Here is a 20750-nt window from a genome sequence, read left to right as displayed (position 1 = left end):
TTAATAGTCTATCCCTCTGAGAGGTTAAAATTCCGCCATCAACTCTTTTACAATCAGCTCTGTAAACGATACAATAATAGTTGTATAATAATATGAACAACCCCAATTTTCGATCTAGACGTAAAAGGAAGGTATCTATGACTATAGAGAACGAAAATATTACCCGTTTGAACTTTGAGGGTAAAGAGATTATCCTAATTGGAACTGCCCATGTGTCCAAGCAAAGTGCCGATTTGGTTAAAGAGGTCGTTGAAACCGAAAGGCCCGATTCGGTCTGTATTGAACTTGATGAACAACGTTATAAAGCCATACTCGATGGCAATAAGTGGCGAGAAACCGATATCTTTAAAGTCATTAAGGAAAAAAAGGCGACTCTTCTTCTCATGAACTTAGCGCTTTCCTCTTTCCAGAAGCGTTTAGCCAAGGAATTCGGCACCAATGCCGGCCAAGAAATGGTGCAAGGAATCGAGTCTGCAAAAGAAATCGGTGCCGAGCTTGTGCTTGCCGATCGTGATATTCAAATTACTTTCTCTCGAATCTGGCATAATGTAGGCTTCTGGGGGAAATGCAAACTTCTTGCGGAGATTATCGTCAGTATTTTTGATGATCAATCCATCTCCGAGGAAGAGCTTGAGAAACTTAAATCTACTGATATGCTCAATAGCATGTTAAAAGATTTTACCGTGAGTTTTCCAAAATTAAAAACGCCCTTAATCGATGAGCGTGACCAATATTTGTCGCAAAAAATCAAGGAAGCTCCTGGCGAGAAGATCGTAGCCGTCTTGGGTGCGGCACATGTACCTGGTATCAAAGAAGAAATATATAAGGATCACGATTTAAGCGAATTAACTGAACGTCCTCCCAAGTCCATCATTCCCAAAATATTAGGATGGTCTATCCCTGCCCTCATTATCGCTTTGATTGCCTATACCTTTTACGCCAATCCCGATGCCGGTATACAACAGACCCTAAGTTGGGTCCTTTGGACGGGTACACTTTCAGCAATAGGCACCACTTTGGCCTTTGGGCACCCCTTGGCGATTCTGACTGCATTCCTAGCGGCCCCCATCGCCGCCTTACATCCATTAATCGCTGCCGGTTGGTTTGCAGGCTTAGTGCAGGCCTATTTCAAGCGGCCTAATGTTGGCGATTTCGAGAAACTTTCTGAGGACATCCTGAGCGTTAAAGGTTTTTGGAATAATAAAGTAACGCGCATTCTTCTAACGATTGCTTTTGCTAACATTGGAAGCTCCATGGGCACCTTTATCGGGGGAGCAGATATCGCCCGTTTATTCTTCCAGAACCTTTAATAGGCGGAGTATCTAGACCAGAAAATGCTTTTCTCCGAAGATAAAGAAACGAGTCGTACCACGTTGGTATGACTCGTTTCTTTATCTATAATTATTTTCATCAAACTCTTCATCTAAGCGTCGTTCAATCTCTTCATCAGTCAGATCAAATTCCCGTGTGTATTCTTTCGCTCGGCGACGTTGCTCATAATAATAATTTCTGCGCCTTTCCCTTTCTTCATAGGGATCAAGATTTTGCCGCTTTTGCTTACGGAAATTCTTGAAAAGTGCATAGCTAATCAGCGAGGTTAAGAGGAGCATAAGAATACTTTCGATTGGATACCCAAACCCGAATCCAATAATCATCCCTATCACGACCTTTCAAACCACTGCAATCTCCCTTAGACGCCATTGGCCAATCGGAATTCTCCAGCCTTCCGATCATAGATAAAAACTTCACCGGTTTCGATCATATAGTGCCAACCGCTTATAATCAATTGGCCTGACATAACCTTGTCATAGATGTAAGGGTAGGACATCAAATGGCGCAATTGCTCAACAACATTGACCTGCTCCATCATCCATTCCCTAGCCTCCGGCTCATCCGCTGAAAATTCCTTAAGAACACGATTTTTAACCGGCTCAATTAGCTCCAGCCATTTTTTCGTATGGGGCAAAGCTGTCAGCCTTTCTGAAGCATTCAGGCTGGCTGAGCAGCCACCACAGTTCGAATGCCCGCAGACAATAATATTTTCTACCTCAAGCATTTGGACTGCATACTCGATGGCAGACGTAGTTGCAACATATTCGGTTGTTTCGCGATAAGGGGGGATAATATTGGCTACGTTGCGTATGATAAACAGCTCTCCAGGCAATGCTCCGGTAATCATATTCGGATCAATCCGAGAATCAGAACAGGCAATAAAAAGGGTATGGGGTTTTTGACCGTCCTTCAACTCTTGAAAGAGATTCTTATGGGTTTCAAAATCTACTTTACGAAAATTGACAATGCCATCGATTAGCTTTTGCGTAAAACTCACCCCTTTTAAAGTACAAAACTATTTTACTATATTTCTCCGATTTATCGAAACAATTATATCGCATTAATACGAAAAGACAAGGCGTCACACTATACGCTTTGTCTTTCGTTAATTATAACTCTTGGAGTTCCCTGATGATTCAGCCCATCGTAGTTCTCTTAGTAGGTTCTATTAGTTAGTTCTATCAATAAGTTACTTCAAAGTTACCTCAGCAAGTTCCTCTTAATATAATCCTGATTGGACAAAGCTTTGATAATCCACTGGGTTTTTGAGTAAATCTTTCGATTTAAGCCAGTTCAGAACCTTATCCACGTCTTTTTCCTCAGGTAATTGAGGCTCAGAGTAGTGTTGCACTTTATAGGATTCGGCAATGCTTTCGGGAATGTTGACATTCTTAACTAAAAGCTCTTTATACTTGTCTGGTGATTGATTGATAGCTTGCACCGCTTTCGTGTAAGCCTGATAATAACGGTTTAAGGCATCCTTTTTCTCATTGATCACTTTGTTATTGACAATAGTCACGGATTGGGAAAGGTTTTCACCTTTTGAGTCTTCAGCGATGATTTTTGCCCCTTCGGAGACCACATAGGTAATCAGCGGATCCGGAACAACGATGGCATCAATCTGATTGCTCAAAAGCATTTCGACACGGAGTGGGAGTTTGGCTACGGTGGTCTTTTTGACCTCCGAAGGATTTACTCCTCCTTCCAGTAGGAGACCGTCAGTAACATATTCAATGATGGAGTTAGTAGAGATACCAATTTTCTTCCCATTTAAATCTTGCACCGATTGAATGGTGCTTTTCGGGGAAGCGACGATAGCGAAGCGCCCCTCTTCAGGAGTAGCACCCAGCGCTATGGAAGTAACACGCAAGTCCTCGCCAGAGCTCTTCAATAAAGCGGCGATCATAATATCGGTGATCGTTCCGTCTAATTGCCCGGCTTGGAAAGCACTTTGTAGCTCTACAGGGCTTTGAAAAGGAACTAATTCCACTTGGATATTTTGCTCTGTGAAATAGCCTTCTTGCTGAGCAACTAAAATCGGTAAGTTTTCTTCAATGGTTAGTGAGCCAATCTTCAATTGGCTAACTGTTGGTTGAGAACCTCCTGTATTACTCCCATTACTCTGGCCACAGCCTGCAACAAGGGTTAAAACGAGAAAAATCGCTAATAGTGTTGCCATAGATTTTCTAGCCATAGTTGTGCCTCCTGCTTAAATCAAATTATGAACTCAAGTTCATTTCTTGATTTCTATTAAACCCCTTTTTCTGAAATTCGTCAATAGTTTTTTTAGATAGCTTTGACTGCATATTGCTGAATGATAATTCGCTTCAAGTCACCACTTTTTAGTTTGTCCTATGAATTAGGGATTAACCCAGGAACAAAATACTTTCTCACAGGTGTCCAACAGGAGGTACAGTAAAAAGCCCATGAGCCCCATAGCGATGATCCCGGCAAACATTTTATCGTAGGCTAGACTGCTCCATGAGTTCATTATGAAGAAACCGATTCCCTCCTGAGTGGCATAGGTCTCCACTAGGAAAAGGATGGCCATGGCTGTCCCAAGACCAAGTTTCAATGAGGTAAGAATCGAAGGTAGACATGCTGGGAAATACACATGCTGATAAAGGTCCCAAGGTGAAGCTTTTAATGATTTTACAGAAAGAACGTACTCTTGCTGCACATTGCGAGCGGCATCTCTTGTGGTAACCACAATCTGATAGAATACAATAAGAGTAATCATGACGATTTTCGAGACATTGCCAATCCCTAAAAGAATTAGAAAAATGGGGAGAAAAACAACCTTGGGGACGGGAAAGGTTAGGTAAAGGAAGGGTGCGGAAAATTGATCAGCGCGTTTGTTCTTTCCCAAAAATAATCCCAAAGGAATCCCTAATAATGCTGCAATAATCAAGCTGACCCCTACCCGATACAAACTTATCAGCAAATGAGGAACCATATCACTAAAAAACAACTGCCCAAAGGATTGCAACGCCTCACCGGGTGGCGGAAAAGCTGAAGTTTCCAAGATCATAGACAAGGCCTGCCAAGCTATACTAATAAGAATTACTGTAACTATAGTAATTAACAGCTTATTAGTGAAAAATCTTATCTGCATGCTTCACCTCTCCCCCGCAAACTCAGGCGCAAGGAGTTGCATACCTCAAGAAATTCCATTTTTCCCCTTGCCTCATAGTCCCCAGCCAAGGGATTATTAATCTCTTGGCTGATTGTACCTGGACAAGAAGACATGACAAAAATCTTGTGCCCTAAAAACACTGCTTCTTCGATATTATGGGTAATAATCAAGATAGTCAGCCCCGTCTCCTGCCAAACGTTCAGCACTAAATCCTGCATCTCTTCGCGGGTCAGGGCATCCAACGAAGAAAAAGGCTCGTCCATGAGCAGCAACTCCGGATTAAGCACTAAAGATCGAGCGATAGCCACTCTCTGACGTTGCCCTCCGCTTAACTGGATAGGAAAACGCTTTAGTAATTGAAGTAACCCTAATTGCTTAAGCATCCCTTCGGTTCTTTGCTCGGCCTCAGTATTAGAAACACCCCTAAACTGGAGGCCTAGCTTGACATTATCATGCACGGTTTTCCAAGGCAAAAGTCCGTATTCTTGCAAGATCAAGGCAACCTCGTTGCTTGCCCTAGGGGAAGCGCCCTTTAACAAAACTTGCCCTTGATAGTTCTTATTTAAACCTGCCACGACACTCAGGAGAGTGCTTTTTCCACACCCTGAGGGGCCGATAATTGCCCCGATCTGTCCTGAAGGTAGGGACAGCTGCACATCTTTTAAGGCATTGGTTAATTGACCATTTTGAGAATAAACTACATTCAACCCTTCTATGGATAAATAATCCATGTCCATCTCCTTATCCTTATCCTTATCTTTATCCTTCTTCATCAACCTTTATTCTCCCAATCCCTCTCATGTTGTAATTGATTAAGGTTCGATAGGCCAGATCAATATTTTCCGGTTCTCCTTTGCCAATCCAAGATAAAATAACCTCACGGAAGGTTCCTACGAAAGCCGTAGCCGTCACTTGAGTATCTTGCTTGGGGATCAATTGATCCTCCAAAAGCTCATCCAAATCAATCTTAGTCAACCGAATCAAGTCTTCCTCGATATCGGCATATTTAGTATTTAGAGCGGTCTGAAGTTGAGGAAACTTTTCCAGGAGAATTTTCGCTAGGTATTTTTCTTTTAAGAACAAGCGAATACACACCTCCATGGAGGCCTGAAGCTTGTCAAAGGGGTTGGTGTATTGCCCTCGTTCCTTTTTGATCTTTGCCAATAGTTCATCATAAATCTCTTTGACAATCATATCCACTAAGGATTCTTTATCAGCGAAATAGAGATAAAACGTGCCTGTAGCGATTCCGGCACGCTTAGCAATGGATTTAATCGACACCTTGCCGATCTCCTCTTCTTCAGATAGGATTTCCTTAGTTGCTTTGATTATCCTTTTCCGTCGCAATTCTTGTTTCTCAAGAACTTTATCCGTTTTATTATAGACCATACCCAACTCCATGCTTTCAATATAAAAAGTCCATAAACTGAACTTCGATTCAATTTATGGACAAATTGTACTCTTTATTATTTTATCAGTCAAGTAAATTATGGCAGGAGTATTATGGATGTAACATCTTAAATGCTTTCCCCTGTTTACGCCATTCTGCATATTCAGCTGCAGCTGTAAATAACACGTCAGTTGATGAGTTCAATGCCGTTTCGCAAGAGTCTTGGAGTACCCCGATGATAAAACCGACTCCAACGACCTGCATTGCGATATCATTTGGAATGCCGAATAGGCTACAGGCTAAAGGAATGAGCAAAAGTGAGCCCCCTGCTACACCGGAAGCGCCGCAGGCTGCTACCGCTGCCAGCACACTTAAGATGATAGCAGTCGGAAAATCAACCGGGATCCCTAGGGTATGAACGGCCGATAGCGTTAACACAGCAATTGTAATGGCTGCCCCCGCCATATTGATGGTTGCTCCCAAGGGAATTGAAATGGAATACGTGTTTTTGTCTAAACCAAGCTTTTCGCAGAGATTCATGTTAACGGGTATATTAGCTGCCGAACTCCGGGTAAAAAACGCCGTTATACCACTTTCCCTTAAACAACGAAGTACCAGCGGGTAAGGATTTTTGCGGATTTTAATATAGACGATTAGCGGATTGATAATTAGAGCTACAGCAAGCATACTGCCCACTAATAGAACCAGCAATTTTCCGTAACCTAGTAGAGCATCTAAACCACTAGTAGCAATGGAATCAAAGACCAAACCTAGAATGCCGAAGGGTGCCAAGCTGATCACCCATTTTACTACTTTTGATATTCCTTCGGATAAATCACTAATAAAGCTCTTCGTGGTTTGCCCTGCGCTTTTTAAGGCGAATCCAAGCAGAATGGCCCAAGCTAAGATGCCAATATAGTTAGCATTCATTAGTGCTTTCACGGGATTATCCACGATATTCATCAGCAAGGATAATAGAACCTCGGAAATCCCTCCTGGAGATGAAACAGCCTCCGCTCCAGCAGCTAAGGTAATGCTCACAGGAAACATAAAGCTAGCGATAACTGCCACAACGCTGGCTAAGAAAGTTCCCACAAGATAAAGCACCAAAATGGATTTCATATTGGTCTGCTTTCCGCCTTTATGGCCGGCGATTGCCCCCATAACGAGAAAAAAGACAAGGATTGGCGCAACCGCTTTCAATGCTCCAACGAATAAATTGCCCAAAATAGATACAGGCGCGGCCGCCTCGGGAATCGTTAAGGCTAAAGTAATACCGATAATGAGTCCAACAAGAATACGTTTGACAAGACTAATTTCGTTCCATTTTCTAATCAGATCTTTCAATTTTCCCTTTCCTTCCTTTCAATTATTTCGACTGATAATGTCGCATTATCTAAGATTTTCTTAGTTTATCATGATTTATGACACATGACAATTTAGTATCCTGTATACTTATTAAAGCGAATGGTGCAAAAAAGGAAATCTGCCAAGTATAGCCAATATATATATCATCTGAGTTATGTCTGCTTTATGATGTGGGGGAATTTTATTAATTATGAAGGAGCTGTTTTTCGTCCTCCTAGCGAGGCTTCGAGTCTGATTTTACAAATCACTGTCGGCTGCAAACACAATCAATGCACTTTTTGCAGCATGTACAAGGGGAAAAGCTTTCACATCCCCAGCAAAGAAGATATTATGAGTAGTATTGATGCTGGAGTGAAGGAGTATCCTATGGTGAGAAGAATTTTTCTCGCCGATGGTGATGCCCTCGCCTGTGATACCGACTTATTAAGTGAAATCTTGCAAACTATTTATCAGAGATTCCCTCATCTAGAACGAGTCGGAATCTACGGAGGACCTAAAGATATCCTAAACAAAACTCCTCAGGAGCTTTCATATCTTAAGGATCAAGGACTAGGTATCGTCTATCTCGGTGTGGAAAGCGGAAGCGAAGACGTCCTCAAGCTTATTGGCAAAGGGGTGACTCCAGAGGAAATGATAGCCGCCGGACAAAAAGTTGTGGCCAGTGGGTTGAAACTATCCTGCACCATTATCTTGGGGCTTGGAGGTAAACAAGCTTTTGAGGAACACGCTTTTGAGACCGGGAAAGTTCTCAGCGCTATTAATCCTCACTTTATAGGAACTCTCACCTTGATGCTAGAACCTGAGGCACCCCTCTCTAAAAAAGTACAATCCGGTGAATTTACTCTGCTTAATCCCTGGGAATGCCTTAGGGAGCTGGGGCTTATCATTCAAGGCCTTGAACTCCGGGATTGTCTTTTCCGCAGCAACCATGCTTCAAATTACCTTCCCCTTAAAGCTCATTTTCCCTATGATAAGGAGCTATTATTGTCCACCATAAAAGGGGTAATAGCGGAGAATCGAGCGGAAGTTTTGCGACCCGAAAACTGGCGGGAACTTTGAAACCACCCCCTTAAACAAAAAAGCTTAGCAATTGCAAGGGTGCATTTGCTAAGCTTTTTTAGTGTTTTAATGACTTTATTAGTTTTTCTTCTTTAGGGCATGGATACCGTAGTTGGGTTTATTCCATAAAGATTGAGCGATCTTGAATGAAATTTAGTCTATCTTCTACTGAATCAGTATAAGCTCTCTTATATTTCATGGCAATAAGGCAAACTGATAACCCGATAAACAATAAACCACTTAAGATATTCATAAAATCATCTCCCTGAGTTTTATGCTATAGTATTTCACTATTTAAGCTACAATATTTATCATTAAGTTCATAATATCGCTAACAATTAGAAATAAAAAGACTGCCCGATAAAGTCAGGCAGTTCTCATAAATCTGTATATTTTTATTATTTAAAATCAAAACCTTTGACCAATACGCCAAGTACAACTATGCTGCTCTTTTAACGAGGAGAAACCACTGTTTGGTCCCTTTACGTAAGAGAAAGTATACCGCTATAACCTGAATCAACATACTTATAAACTGCAGCACACCATTGAAAGGTGTCGAAACGATAACTGCGAATAATCGTGGCAAGTAATACAAGAAGGAAACTATGGTTACGCCGATATATATCTTCCGAGCCCAGTCCCTATTTTGGGAGACTTTATAGATAAAATAAATATTCATGAGCATTTCCAAGAGAATCAGGTAAGTATAAGCTTGGAAATGTTCGTGGTCCGAGGACACAGGAATATTAAGATATCCGACTAATATACCTAATGCTGTAGCAGTAATCATTAGCTTGATAGCCAATTCAACCTCTTTAGGGCGGATCACGATTTGGGAAGCTTCATCTAATTTTGTCATACGCGCCACTCCTTACCTAAAGCCTGATAGGCATTACTCTGCGTAGGTATTAGCTAAAATTTGTACCGGGTGAACGACCTGGGCATTAGACCCTGCTTGTTTCAGTCCATAGCTCAATTGCATGGTGCAGGTGGGGCAGGATGTAGCAACAAAATCCGGCTGAACAGCTTGGACATTGGTGATCTTTTTCGCCAAGACTTTCATGGATAGGTTATGGTGCATGACGGTAAAGCTTCCTGCGGAGCCGCAACAGCGATCTGCATTTTTCATTTCTACAAATTCTACACCAGGAATTTGCTTAAGGATTTCTCTAGGTTCTTTAAATACCTTTTGTGCTCGCTTCAAGTGGCAAGGATCGTGGTAAGTCACTCTGACTTTTCGTTCTCCATTATTGCCTGGTTTTATGCCGGTTTTCCGAATTAGAAATTGGTTAAGATCCCAGGTTTTAGAAGCTAGTTGCTTAGCCATCTCGAATTCATATTCGTTTTCGTCAAACAAGTGCAGGTATAATTCTTTAAAGGTGGATGAACACGAAGCACAATCAGTGATAATGGCATCATAGTCCTCTTTAAGAAATATCTCCATGTTGTGTTTGGCTAGTTTCTTAGCAGTGGTGAGTTCTCCATAAGCCATCTGAGGCATGCCACAACATTTTACCCCTTCTACTGTAACCACTTCACAACCATTCTGACTCAAAACTTTTACACCAGCCACAGGTACATCTGGATAGATATGATTTGTTGCGCATCCGAGGAAATAAGCAACTTTAAATTTCTTCTCTTCCTTGGCTGGGGTAACCACCGGAATACGCGAACGTGCTGGTTTTTTGCTTATATCTGGCATAATCTTGGTACAAGCGTTGAGCTTCTCGGGCAGAAGGTCAAATAGACTGGTCTTGCTCAGCAAACTATGCAAGCCCACTTTTTGATAGAGTCCAGCTAAGGTCATACTAGCATAGAGCATACCCGGACGCGTCAAGAATCCTTTTAAAAGCGCCCCTTTAATAACTGGCTGTTTCATAACTTCATTCATATAATTGCGGGAGGCAATGATGATTTCATCGGTGATGACCCCAGAAGGGCATTCCACGGCACAAGTCTTGCATAGGAGACAGGTATAAATAATATCTGCTAATTCTGGGGTTGGCTGAATTTTTCCTTCATGAAGCTGCTTAATCAATGCTAAACGGCCCCGTGGTGATCCGAATTCTCCTTTTATCTCTGAAAAGAGCGGGCAATGTGCACGGCAAGTTCCACATTTGACACACTTTTTAAGCTCTTCAGGGAAGCTAAGTTTATATGCAGATTCCATAAACTATTCCCTCCCCAGCTTCCATATCTTGCCTGGGTTCATTAACAATTTCGGGTCTATAGCCTTCTTAATAGCCCACATAACATCCAGGGCTTTTCCGTGCTCCTCTTCCATGTAAGGAACCCTAGCAAATCCTACTCCATGCTCCCCTGTGGTAGATCCACCCATTTCCAAAGCTAAACGATGAATAGCTTCAGCTACTTTATGAGTTCTTTCGACTTCATCAGGGTTTAAAGGATCCATAATGGGAGCTGTGTGCATGTTGCCATCCCCGATATGACCATAGATGACTACAGGAATATTGTATTTTGCTCCGATACTGCGGATATTCCTTAGGGCCTCTGGAACTTTGGAGATTGGAAAGCAAACATCTTCACCGGCAAAAATCCGGGTTTTACCTTCCATGAACCGAGCGGATGCTGCCCCAATAACTGCACGCCCTTGCCAGAGCTTTGCCATCCGATCAGCATCTGTAGCCCACTCCACACTAGAAGCCCGCTTTTCAGCTATAGCTCTCACCTGTGCCCCTTCTTCGGCGACTGCAGGTTTGGATCCGTTAATCTCAAAGAAAATTGCTGCTTCCACCTCAGGGATATTTAAATCGGGTTTAAATATATTCGCACAGCGTATTCCGCCATCGTCAAGGATTTCAATTCCAGAGGGAATAAGCCCGGCTTTAAAAACATCAAGAACGGTCAGAGCACTATCTTCCAACTTCTCAAATAATGCTAGCATAATGCCACGTGATTGAGGTTTTGGTAAGACTTTTAAGCGAATCTCAGTAATAATTCCTAACGTTCCTTCGGACCCACAATAAATACGTGTAAGGTCGATCCCAGAGACGCTTTTTAAGGCTTTGGATTTTAGCCCGCCAGTTTTCATAACGTCTCCATTCGGTAGAACTACTTCTAAACCCAGTACGTACTGGAAGGTAGCTCCATATTTTACCGCTCTTAAGCCGCTAGCATTATTAGCTACCATCCCACCCACAGTAGCCATCTTTGAACTGCCTGGATCTGGTGGAAAGAATAGACAATAGGGAGATAACTTATCATTCAGATCAGAATGGACAATACCAGGTCTGACGACGACCTGCATGTTGGCATCATCAATCTCCACAATATCATCCCATCCAGATAGATCTACAACAATGCCGCCCTTTATTGCAACACTTCCTCCAGTTTGGCCGCTGCCGCCCCCCCTCGGCGTCACAGGTACTTCATTGTCCCAAGCATATTTCATCAGCCTTGAAACATCCTCAGTGCTGTCTAAACAGACAACCACATCGGGGTAGTATTCGGTTTGCTGAGAAACGAAAGAACTATCGTATGTGTAACAATAGCGCTGCAGCTCACTCTTAAAAACTCGCTCAGGCTTAAACATGCCCTCTAAATCCTGAATAAGTTGATTCTTCGAAACCACTTTACTTCCTCCCTGTTCTTACAACTTTACAATTTGATCCCTATTCACTCGCGGAAATCTCACCTTTTAAAGCTGATAAAGCAACGGTTAATGGAGATGCCAGAAAAATTTCTGCCTCTTCTGAGCCGATTCTACCTGGTGAATTCCTAATTGTCGTCGTAATGGCTATATCTTGAGGAGATAGCAATCCAAAATGTTTGCCAGGGCAGGGGCCACAACCGGGAGGCATGACTACAGCACCGCTGTTACGCAACACTGAGGTGATTCCCATTCCATCCATTTTATTGGCCACTTTACTCGAAGCAGGAGTAATAATTAAGGTTACGTCGGAATGTACCTTCTTGTCCTTTAATACGGAAGCGCAGAGGAGCATATCTTCCATACGCCCGGCAGAACATCCTCCGATAATTGCCACGGTAATTTTCTTTCCAAGAAGCTCGCTTACCGCTTGAACATTTGTAGGGGTTGGTGGTACCGCGACCATCGGTTCCAGAGTACTTACATCGATAGTATAACTTGCTTCTTCTTCAGTACTTTCTGTTGTGGGAATAACAAATGCAGTAAGGGCACCACCTTCGGGAAGTAAATTACATAAGGTCATTTTGGAATCTATACTGGCCTGTTCCAGATAAGAGCCGGTTAAAGCTACCGCCTTGCCCTTAATTTCCTTATGGAAGTTGCCGAGGATTGTTAAGGCAATATCTCTTGCCATGACATTAGGAATCGGTTGATTTTCTAAAGTAATCGTTACTGTTTCAGGAACAGTTACGGTATAATAGCCTGTTTCCAAAGGTTTAATAAGTTGTTCTGGGGATAGTGAAAATGCAATTGCTCCAAAAGCACCGGCCGTAGCCACATGACCATCGGCACCCACAATCAACATTCCGGGCGTCAAAGCTTCTTCTTCGGCGAGCACTTGATGTAATACGCCCTCCCCATGTTTATATAACTTAAGGTTTTTCTCTTTTGCTAATTGACTGAGCTCTTGATGAAAGATCCGGTCCTTAATGGACAGTGCCGGAAAACCATGGTCAAGAGTTAAGAATACTTTATTGCCGGCGGCCAGCTTATAATTAGTGTTCTTCCATGCATTTAACACTTTTGGCCATGTTCCGTCATGTCCAAGTATGAGATCTACCTTGAGATCGATTTCTTGTCCAGTTTCTATATGAGGTAAAGATGCTGCTTTAGCTAATGATTGATTAAAAAAATTCACTAGAATCCCCTCTTCCACGAAAAGTACAGCTATTGAAGTTCCTGGGATTTATTTTTAAGGGGAGCCCCCCTAGAAATAGGGGGGCTAGATTATCGGAGTTTTAACAAGCCAAACAGGGTGTTTTTTATACTACTTCAACTAATGATGATATATGGGATTTGGTATATGAGATTTGTTTTATGCGAGTCCCAAAACGGTGAAGAGTAACCAACAAAGTACTGCACCAAAGACTGACATAGACAATCCCCAAATCATCATCCCTTTGAATAATGGCTTCGAATCAACTGAATCCGGTGCTCCTGAAATAAAGACAGCACCTGTTGTAGAGAGAGGGCTCATATCGGTAAGGTGGCCTGCGACAACAATGGTGGTGATCAAGGCAGGCAATGCTGCAGGGTCAGATCCGATTTTCTCTAAGAGGAGTGGCGCCATAGGTAAGAAGGCTGGCATGATAACTCCAGAGGTACTAGCGTATGCAGATACAATAGCTGAGAAGAAACCAACGACTAAAGTAGCTGTATAAGGAGTGGAGAAGTTAGCCATGATCTCAGCAAAGAGATCCATTCCACCGATATTTTTCATGAGACCGACCATAACGCTTACACCAGTTACCAGGATAATAGCTCCCCAAGGCATAGCTTTAAATGCGGCTTTTTCATCAGCACATTTCATAAAGATAAGAATTGAGCCAAGGAGGAAAGCTACTAGTCCGATATCTAGACCGAAACCGATTACGGAGATGACTAAGATGGCAATTGCTGCTAGAGTCGCTTTTTGGGCAAAATTAAAAGGTTCAACCATCATGGCTGCTAATACTTTTGCAGGGCTATTGGCATCATTGCGGTTCTTCCAAAGCTTTGCCCCACCGAAGAAGAAATAAGCAAAAGCGGCAACGAGAATGTGAACAAGAAGCATGCTGATCCACATTTGCATAGCCATGTCGGTGATGCCCATTTCAGCAAGAACACTATTACCAACAATTCCATTAGGGGCCAGAGGTGACATAGCACCAGCTTGAGCACCATTACCGACAACAAGCGCCATGAGTAGAGGAGGAATACCAACTTCTACAGCCAAAACCATGACTGGAGCAGCCATCAGAGCAGAAATGGAAATTTGTCCTGGTCCAATTGAGGAAAGGAAGAATGCTAGGAAGAACAGAATAATAGGGATAATCGCCACATTACCTTTAGCAGATTTGACAGTGTACTTTGTAATTTTATCTAATGTTCCGTTGACCTGAGCAATACCGAAAAGAAAAGTTACCCCGGCCAACATTATGAGCAAACTTGTCGGATAAGCTTTAATGAGAGTTTTAACCGGTACCCCACCAATTAAGTTTCCGATAACAAGAGTAAGACCAAGGGCTAAGGTTCCAAGGTTCGTGTTTTTCCATATGGATAGAATAATGGCTAGCACTAAGGCGACAAGAGAAATAACATCCATATTGGCAGCTAGTGTTTGGGCTAGCGCAGTATCGGCTAGAAAATCCAACTCAAACATAGTACTTCTCCCCATTCATATTTTCTTTTATAACACACTATGTTGCTTGAGAACTTTGATCAATTCGTCTTCGCAATCTGCTCCACCTTTGAAGCTTGGGTCTACTGCGATAAAAGTAACGTCTTGAGCCTTTTCTCCTAGGACATCCTTGGTTACTCCTAAGGCGATTACCTTACCTTTGGGTTTTAGTCCTTTGGTTACATCACTTACTGCAAATAAGCTGTTATCTAGTACGACGATGACATCTGGGGTGGTCTCATTCTCTGAGCGCTCAATAATGACCTCATCAGCAACTCTAAGGGTGGAGTTCGTGAGATTTCCCGGTCGGAATGCTCCAAATCCGTCAAAGACTTGGACATGCTTTCCTTCGGTCATAAGCTGTTTCCCCATTGCTCGTGTAATTTTCCCTACGGGTTGCCCAAAGCGTCCCAATAATTTTACTTCGACCACTGATCTCACTCCCCCCGCTTGTAATAGGAATCCACAGATTTTTGAAAACTTGAGATTTGCTCATCGCTTAAATTTTTAAACCGACCTTGGGATTTAAGATAATCTGCTACTGGAGTAAAACTTGGTTCATAAGTCTGGGTTCGTTTTCCTTCATCCACTTCAAAAAGTTCCCAGAGTCCGCATTCGGTTGCCTTCCTGGAGATTTCAATGGTTTCTTCAGGCTTAATCTGCCAGCCGCGGTGGCAAGGGGCTAGAATATGAATATAGGAGAATCCCTTCTTAGCGGCAGCTTTTTTGAACTTAGCCATAAGATCTTCAGGGTATGCGATGTTCGCACTAGCGACATAATCAATACCATGAGCTTCCATAATAGCAAGCATGTTCTTCTTATGAACTGGTTTCCCTAAAGCGCTATTACTGGTAATAGCGTACAGAGGGGTTTGGCTGCCGGTTTGACCGCCTGTATTCATATACATTTCATTATCATAAAGAACGTGAATCATGTGTTCTTGGCGCTCAGCGGCACCTGTGAGGGATTGGAACCCAATATCGGCACTCCCTGCATCGCCGCCCCATGATACGACATTGACATCCTTAATCCCCTGGATTTCTAGAGCAGCTCTAATTCCAGAGGATATTGCCGGAGCACACTCAAACAGGGTATGGTAGAAAGGCACTCGCCACGTTGTTTTGGTATTATTCCCACCGAGGGTGGCCATACAAGATGCCGGAATTGTGATAATTGTCCGTTCCCCGAGAACCTTCATAGCTTGTCGACCAGCAATTGCTGCTCCGCATCCTTTACATCCTACATTACCCTGTCCAAAGAGTTCTTCTTTCGGAAGTTCCTTAAAATCAATCATTATTCATCCCTCCTTTATAATCCGATCCACTCGGAAGTATTTGTATTAGAAGCACTGCTCTCAGTATGTTCGACTGCTTCTTTTACCTCGTTGATGCCGCATTTGCGTCCGCCTAATCCAAGGATTACCCCATTAATCACTTTATTTCCATAGCCATAAGAAGCCGCTTTAATGTCTGTAGCTAAAGCTCCCCCCACCCCGAAAACAATATTTTTATCCAGTACTGTCACATACTTAGCATCTTTTAAATGGGCTAAAATGGCTTCTGCCGGGAAAGGTCTCCAGACCTTAACTTTCAATAATCCGATCTTCTTCCCATCTTTTCTTAACTCATCGACTAGAAGTCTTGCTGTACTGACGATTGACCCCATGGCCACGATCACATGTTCAGCATCTTCTGTTTTATATCCCTCGACAAGTCCACATGCTGCTGCGCCAAACTCGGCATTATACGTTTCTGCTACTTGTGGGATTAGCTTTATGGCCCCTAGCATAGCCTCGTTCTGTTTGTACTTATAATCGGTATAGAATTCAGGACTAGTGACTGTATTTACTCCTCTGGGGTTACTGATATCAAGAGCTGGTTGACGGTTTAAAGGTAAGAATTTTGCCACCTTTTCCTGCTCGGGTACATAGACTTCCTCTAAGGTATGGGACTGAATATAGCCTTCGTAGTTCACCATAACGGGAGTGCGTAATTCTTCGGCAACCCGGAACGCTTGAATGGTATTGTCCATGATATCCTGATTGTTTTCGCAGAACATTTGAATCCAGCCACTGGCTCCTTGGGAGACTGCGTCACCATGTTCTGGAAAACGGCTGTGAGGAGCGGATAGCGCCCGATTGGCAACGCCCATGACGATGGGTTGGCGAAGGCCTGCTGCGTGATAAACCACTTCTGTCATCAGTAATAATCCCTGAGAGTTTGTTACTGTATAACTGCGTGCTCCAGCTAAGGAAGCTCCAAGTACAGCGGCAAGAGCACTATGGTCGGATTCCACCCTGATGAATTTGCAATTAAGTTCGCCATCTTCAATGTATTTGCTTAGTCTTTCCATGGCTGGGAAAGCAGGAGTAATTGGGTAATACCCGAGCACTTCAATTTGAGCGAGCTTGGCACCAAGAGCGGCTGCTTCACTTCCTGTAATAAGTACTTTGTTCATTAGATTTTCTACCTCCTTCGCCTAAAAAAATCCCCGTGGTCCCGTATATTCCGGCACCATCTCAATTCCTTTACTTTCCTTGGCACAGATACCGCAACCCTTGCAATGTTGATAGCTGACTACGATCTCATCCCCTATCAAAGAAAGAGCTCCATCTGGACAAAAAAGTAAAACAATGGGGTTGACTTGGGTCTGATCTTTTATCACTGGACGATAAATACGCTGAATGGCTGAGTTCGGTGATTCTGCCAAGGAACCTGGGTCACCTGATGGTACAACAGGTAGCTCCTTTAATGCCATATCCTAAACACCTCCTTGCTTGTTGACTACGCTTATATAGATAAGCAAGAAGCATGCCAAACCCCGTGCTTCAATCTATTAATCTCTAAAAAACTCACATTATATTTTGGTTTTTTAGTTAAGCTCTGTATTTTCAAGGATTTAAGATCCATAAAACCTATACTATGTTTCCGAATAATACGGCAAATCTTTATACATAGAATCTTCAGTCAATTCTTGCTAAATAAAAAAACGCCATAGGTGTTTCATATTTGTAACACTATGGCGTTCAGATTCGTAACAACCGGTCATTTATGGAACATAAAATTCATAGAATAATCATTCTTGAAGTTTTCTCCATAAGGTCGTTCTACTCATTCCCAAACGTCGAGCGGCTTCTGTTTTGTTTCCTCCAACTTCCTCAAGAACTTGAAAAATCACTTGCTTCTCTAATTGATTTATAACCTTCTCACCTACGAAAGTCGTAGTCTCAAAAGCGAAGGTTTTATTTTGAGAATTCAGCGTTATTGAGTTAGTTGGCCTTTTTTCGACTGAGTCCGTTACTCCTTCATCCAGCAGTAGAACATTGGCGATTTCTTCGGCTATAATCTTTTCCTGCCAGGAGCGCATAGCCAATCTTTCCATGGCATTGCGAAGTTCGCGGAGATTTCCCGGCCAGGTATAATCTAAGAGGGCTTTCTCAGCCTCAGAAGTAAACCTGCCGAGCATCTTTCCGCGTCGTGAACAGAATTCATTTAAGAAGCGATAGGCAATCAGAATAATATCCTCACCTCGAACCTGCAGATTAGGAATCTTGAGGGAGAGAACATTAAGTCGGAAGTAGAGATCTTCTCGGAAAGCACCACTTACTATCATGTTTCTCAGATTTCGGTGAGTCGCAGTAATAAGTCGTATATCCACCGGTATAATGCTGCTATCTCCCAGGCGCATCACCTCACCCTGCTCGATAACCCTTAATAACCGTGCCTGCAACATAGGGGACATTTCTCCTACTTCATCAAGAAAAAGTGTACCCCGATGCGCCATCTCAAACACCCCGGCTTTGCCACCCTTTCGGGCACCTGTAAAGGCCCCTTCAACATAACCGAATAGCTCACTTTCCAAAAGGCTTTCAGGTAAAGCTGCACAGTTTATGGCGACGAAGGGCTCATTTACTCGTTTACTCGCATTGTGAATAGCATGAGCAAACATCTCTTTTCCGGAGCCTGTTGCTCCCCGAATTAAGACCGTGGAATCTACCCCCGCAAATTCTTTGGCAAGATTTTTGGCATTAGCCAAAACCGAGCTATTACCAAGAATATCATTAAAATGATATTTCGCCGCTAAGCCCCGGTCGGCAAGCTTGCGTCGGACTTTTCCCTCGAGCTTTTGCAATCTCTCGATTTGTTGAAACGTTGTAACAACTCCTTCAATCTTATTATCAACAATAATCGGCACCCGATTAGCAAGAACCTTAGTGTCTCCAATCTCCAAAAACTCCGCGATTTCAACTTGTCCACTATGTAGTAATTTTTGACACCCGGCTTTAGGAATGACTTGGGTAATATATTTTCCAATGGCATTTTCGGCCTTCCAACCTGAGATTTTTTCAGATGCCTTATTAAAAACGGTAATCTTCCCTTTACTATCAAGAGCAATGATTCCATCATAAGAAAATTCCAAAATGGCCTTGAATTGTTCAGCCTTTTTCATTTCTTGTTTACGGACAAAATTAACCCGGCGAGCCTCTTCTATCGCTCGCCGAACAGAATCCATGCCCGATGAAATCACTACGGACTTCATCCCTTGCCTCCCGGCTTCGTTGGCCATAGCAACTTTACCCATGACCACATCCACTCCCTGTTCCCGCAGGCATTGGACTCCTTTGCTTATATCCTCCAGATCATTATGGCAGGTATATTTTACAAGCTCGTCATTAATAACCTCTGCGAAAGCGTCTAAATCCAAATTATTTACGACTTCTTCCACATCCACAATTCCGATACGTTTACCTATTTTTTTAGCTTCGAAATATGCTCGAACGATATCATATCCTCCGATGGAAACCTCCACAACAGGAAGTTCGATGCCAGCATTGCGTAACTTCCAACAGGTAACCCCCCGCGTAATGAGCACATGATAACCCATATTTTCCGCTTTCTTGGCCAGTTCTACTGCCGCATCCATGCGGGCTACTTTAATGTCGACATCATCGCTTCCCTTGCAAACTTCATGAGCCACCTGAGCAATATCTGAATACGGTGCTAAGAAAAAAATCTCCGGCACTGCTTTTTTCCTCCTCAAATGAATCCATTTCTAAAAGAATAATTCGCTTTAAAACATATAATTTCCTGCCCTATTGTCTGACTCTTCAAATTATTTAAATGTATGGCCAATACACTCATTGATTTCCATAGGAAAAAAAACACTCAACTGAGTGTTTTTTAGGTTATCCATTTCCAATTATTATTTCAGTAAACCTAATCTTTGGATGAGATAAGGAATGGCTCTTTCAAAGCAAACTCCGTATCGACATTCTTGATTAGTTTCGACTGTCAATTGAATACTTTTCAAAGTGTAGTCTACCGCAATTTGAGTCGCTTCTGCTAAGGAAAAGCCATTGAGAAGGCCGGATAATAAGGTGCTGCCGAAAACATCCCCAGTTCCATGGAAATATCCTGGTACTCTATCGTTGAAGGCATAGCTTATGGTATCTGTTTCCCGATCATAGCATGCGGCTCCGAGCTTAGTCGGATCAAAAGAAATACCGGTAAGGACAACTTTTTTAGCCCCCATGTCGGAGAGCTTCCTCAAGGTTTTTCCGATATATTCTTGGGTATAATCATCCCCTACATAATCTTCTTCAAGCATAAATGCGGCTTCAGTTAAGTTGGGCACCATGATGTCAGCCATTGAACATAGTTTTGCCATTCCTTTGGCCATCTCCGGGGAGTAAACGGAGTAGAGAACCCCATTATCCGCCATAACTGGATCAACCATGACTATGGTGTCTTCTTCTCTAAATTTTTTAAAGAGATCGGCGACTAAGTCAATCTGTTCAAAAGAGCCCAAAAAACCGCTGTATAAAGCATCGAACTTAAGATTAAGGGATTGCCAATGCTTGGTTATAGGTTCAATATCCGCGGTTAAATCCCGATATGTAAAACCTTCAAAGCCTCCGGTATGAGTGGATAGGACTGCAGTGGGTAATACTCCGGTATCAACTCCAGCAGCCGAAAGAATAGGCAAGGCCACGGTGAGTGAACATCTTCCTACACAAGATATATCATGAATGGCTGCAACTCGCTTTTGTCTTTCCATTATGCATTTCTCCTTGTCGCGTAAATATAATTACATCCGTTAATTATATCTTATCTTTTTTCGATTGCAAAGGTAGTC

At 42.7% G+C, this 20750-nt stretch carries 20 protein-coding genes; 2 read left to right on the top strand and 18 right to left on the bottom strand.

Annotated features, from left to right (window positions below; all coding sequences use genetic code 11):
• Window positions 1-137: 137 nt before the first annotated feature.
• Window positions 138-1310 (top strand): TraB/GumN family protein, encoded by a 1173-nt coding sequence (locus DESDI_RS08815; RefSeq protein ID WP_015262260.1) that lies wholly within the window; start codon window positions 138-140, stop codon window positions 1308-1310.
• Between the two features lie 81 nt (window positions 1311-1391).
• On the opposite strand, the gene DESDI_RS08810 is transcribed toward DESDI_RS08815, so the two are convergent.
• The 7 genes from DESDI_RS08810 to sstT form a co-directional block, all read right to left on the bottom strand.
• Window positions 1392-1655 (bottom strand): hypothetical protein, encoded by a 264-nt coding sequence (locus DESDI_RS08810; protein WP_015262259.1) that lies wholly within the window; start codon window positions 1653-1655, stop codon window positions 1392-1394.
• A gap of 35 nt (window positions 1656-1690) precedes the next feature.
• Entirely contained in the window at window positions 1691-2329 is a 639-nt protein-coding gene (locus DESDI_RS08805; protein ID WP_015262258.1) for a carbonic anhydrase, read from the bottom strand.
• Window positions 2330-2551: 222 nt separating this feature from the next.
• The gene (locus DESDI_RS08800; protein WP_015262257.1) at window positions 2552-3526 is read right to left on the bottom strand and encodes an ABC transporter substrate-binding protein; all 975 of its coding nucleotides are present in this window, start codon (window positions 3524-3526) and stop codon (window positions 2552-2554) included.
• 165 nt (window positions 3527-3691) lie between these two features.
• A complete protein-coding gene (locus DESDI_RS08795) occupies window positions 3692-4447 on the bottom strand; it encodes an ABC transporter permease (RefSeq protein ID WP_015262256.1) in 756 nt (251 codons plus the stop codon).
• Complete coding sequence (locus DESDI_RS08790; protein WP_015262255.1) at window positions 4438-5241, bottom strand: ABC transporter ATP-binding protein; 804 nt, start codon at window positions 5239-5241, stop codon at window positions 4438-4440. The genes DESDI_RS08795 and DESDI_RS08790 overlap by 10 nt, the downstream gene beginning before the upstream one ends.
• On the bottom strand, window positions 5228-5857 hold the full coding sequence (locus tag DESDI_RS08785; RefSeq protein WP_015262254.1) for a TetR/AcrR family transcriptional regulator: 630 nt from the start codon (window positions 5855-5857) through the stop codon (window positions 5228-5230). The genes DESDI_RS08790 and DESDI_RS08785 overlap by 14 nt, the downstream gene beginning before the upstream one ends.
• A 112-nt stretch (window positions 5858-5969) precedes the next feature.
• Window positions 5970-7205: a serine/threonine transporter SstT gene (sstT, locus tag DESDI_RS08780; protein ID WP_015262253.1), complete on the bottom strand. Its 1236-nt coding sequence runs from the start codon at window positions 7203-7205 to the stop codon at window positions 5970-5972.
• Between the two features lie 204 nt (window positions 7206-7409).
• On the opposite strand from sstT, the gene DESDI_RS08775 reads away from it, so the two are divergent.
• On the top strand, window positions 7410-8285 hold the full coding sequence (locus DESDI_RS08775) for a radical SAM protein (protein WP_041219872.1): 876 nt from the start codon (window positions 7410-7412) through the stop codon (window positions 8283-8285).
• A 439-nt stretch (window positions 8286-8724) separates the two neighbouring features.
• Here the strand turns inward: DESDI_RS08775 and DESDI_RS08770 are convergent, their stop codons facing one another.
• From DESDI_RS08770 to DESDI_RS08720, 11 genes are all read right to left on the bottom strand, one after another.
• Window positions 8725-9144: a hypothetical protein gene (locus tag DESDI_RS08770; RefSeq protein WP_015262250.1), complete on the bottom strand. Its 420-nt coding sequence runs from the start codon at window positions 9142-9144 to the stop codon at window positions 8725-8727.
• 33 nt (window positions 9145-9177) lie between these two features.
• Window positions 9178-10455, bottom strand: coding sequence for a (Fe-S)-binding protein (locus DESDI_RS08765; protein WP_015262249.1), 1278 nt, complete (start codon window positions 10453-10455; stop codon window positions 9178-9180).
• Between the two features lie 3 nt (window positions 10456-10458).
• Entirely contained in the window at window positions 10459-11877 is a 1419-nt protein-coding gene (locus DESDI_RS08760; protein ID WP_015262248.1) for an FAD-binding oxidoreductase, read from the bottom strand.
• 40 nt (window positions 11878-11917) lie between these two features.
• On the bottom strand, window positions 11918-13093 hold the full coding sequence (locus tag DESDI_RS08755; protein ID WP_015262247.1) for an aconitase family protein: 1176 nt from the start codon (window positions 13091-13093) through the stop codon (window positions 11918-11920).
• Window positions 13094-13270: 177 nt separating this feature from the next.
• Window positions 13271-14596 carry an SLC13 family permease gene (locus DESDI_RS08750; RefSeq protein WP_015262246.1) on the bottom strand — a complete coding sequence of 442 codons (1326 nt, stop codon included), beginning with the start codon at window positions 14594-14596 and terminating at the stop codon, window positions 13271-13273.
• Between the two features lie 27 nt (window positions 14597-14623).
• Window positions 14624-15046 carry a 2-oxoacid:acceptor oxidoreductase family protein gene (locus DESDI_RS08745; protein WP_015262245.1) on the bottom strand — a complete coding sequence of 141 codons (423 nt, stop codon included), beginning with the start codon at window positions 15044-15046 and terminating at the stop codon, window positions 14624-14626.
• Between the two features lie 5 nt (window positions 15047-15051).
• On the bottom strand, window positions 15052-15909 hold the full coding sequence (locus tag DESDI_RS08740) for a thiamine pyrophosphate-dependent enzyme (RefSeq protein ID WP_015262244.1): 858 nt from the start codon (window positions 15907-15909) through the stop codon (window positions 15052-15054).
• A gap of 14 nt (window positions 15910-15923) precedes the next feature.
• Window positions 15924-17072, bottom strand: coding sequence for a transketolase C-terminal domain-containing protein (locus DESDI_RS08735; RefSeq protein ID WP_015262243.1), 1149 nt, complete (start codon window positions 17070-17072; stop codon window positions 15924-15926).
• Between the two features lie 21 nt (window positions 17073-17093).
• Window positions 17094-17372: a hypothetical protein gene (locus tag DESDI_RS08730; protein WP_015262242.1), complete on the bottom strand. Its 279-nt coding sequence runs from the start codon at window positions 17370-17372 to the stop codon at window positions 17094-17096.
• Window positions 17373-17690: 318 nt separating this feature from the next.
• Complete coding sequence (locus tag DESDI_RS08725; RefSeq protein ID WP_015262241.1) at window positions 17691-19637, bottom strand: sigma-54-dependent Fis family transcriptional regulator; 1947 nt, start codon at window positions 19635-19637, stop codon at window positions 17691-17693.
• A 180-nt stretch (window positions 19638-19817) separates the two neighbouring features.
• Window positions 19818-20672, bottom strand: coding sequence for a pyridoxamine kinase (locus DESDI_RS08720; protein WP_015262240.1), 855 nt, complete (start codon window positions 20670-20672; stop codon window positions 19818-19820).
• Window positions 20673-20750 lie beyond the last annotated feature (78 nt).

Source organism: Desulfitobacterium dichloroeliminans LMG P-21439, from assembly GCF_000243135.2.
Lineage (GTDB): Bacteria > Bacillota > Desulfitobacteriia > Desulfitobacteriales > Desulfitobacteriaceae > Desulfitobacterium > Desulfitobacterium dichloroeliminans.
The sequence above is the reverse complement of the archived record's forward strand: the minus strand, read 5'-3'. Positions and strand labels throughout refer to the sequence as shown.

Coding starts and splice junctions, on each gene's coding strand:
- DESDI_RS08765 (WP_015262249.1), bottom strand. CDS start 10,455: ATGGAATCTGCATATAAACTTAGCTTCCCTGAAGAGCTTAAAAAGTGT.
- DESDI_RS08735 (WP_015262243.1), bottom strand. CDS start 17,072: ATGAACAAAGTACTTATTACAGGAAGTGAAGCAGCCGCTCTTGGTGCC.
- DESDI_RS08800 (WP_015262257.1), bottom strand. CDS start 3,526: ATGGCTAGAAAATCTATGGCAACACTATTAGCGATTTTTCTCGTTTTA.
- DESDI_RS08785 (WP_015262254.1), bottom strand. CDS start 5,857: ATGGTCTATAATAAAACGGATAAAGTTCTTGAGAAACAAGAATTGCGA.
- DESDI_RS08790 (WP_015262255.1), bottom strand. CDS start 5,241: ATGAAGAAGGATAAAGATAAGGATAAGGATAAGGAGATGGACATGGAT.
- DESDI_RS08720 (WP_015262240.1), bottom strand. CDS start 20,672: ATGGAAAGACAAAAGCGAGTTGCAGCCATTCATGATATATCTTGTGTA.
- DESDI_RS08815 (WP_015262260.1), top strand. CDS start 138: ATGACTATAGAGAACGAAAATATTACCCGTTTGAACTTTGAGGGTAAA.
- DESDI_RS08770 (WP_015262250.1), bottom strand. CDS start 9,144: ATGACAAAATTAGATGAAGCTTCCCAAATCGTGATCCGCCCTAAAGAG.
- DESDI_RS08730 (WP_015262242.1), bottom strand. CDS start 17,372: ATGGCATTAAAGGAGCTACCTGTTGTACCATCAGGTGACCCAGGTTCC.
- DESDI_RS08750 (WP_015262246.1), bottom strand. CDS start 14,596: ATGTTTGAGTTGGATTTTCTAGCCGATACTGCGCTAGCCCAAACACTA.
- DESDI_RS08795 (WP_015262256.1), bottom strand. CDS start 4,447: ATGCAGATAAGATTTTTCACTAATAAGCTGTTAATTACTATAGTTACA.
- DESDI_RS08810 (WP_015262259.1), bottom strand. CDS start 1,655: ATGATTATTGGATTCGGGTTTGGGTATCCAATCGAAAGTATTCTTATG.
- DESDI_RS08740 (WP_015262244.1), bottom strand. CDS start 15,909: ATGATTGATTTTAAGGAACTTCCGAAAGAAGAACTCTTTGGACAGGGT.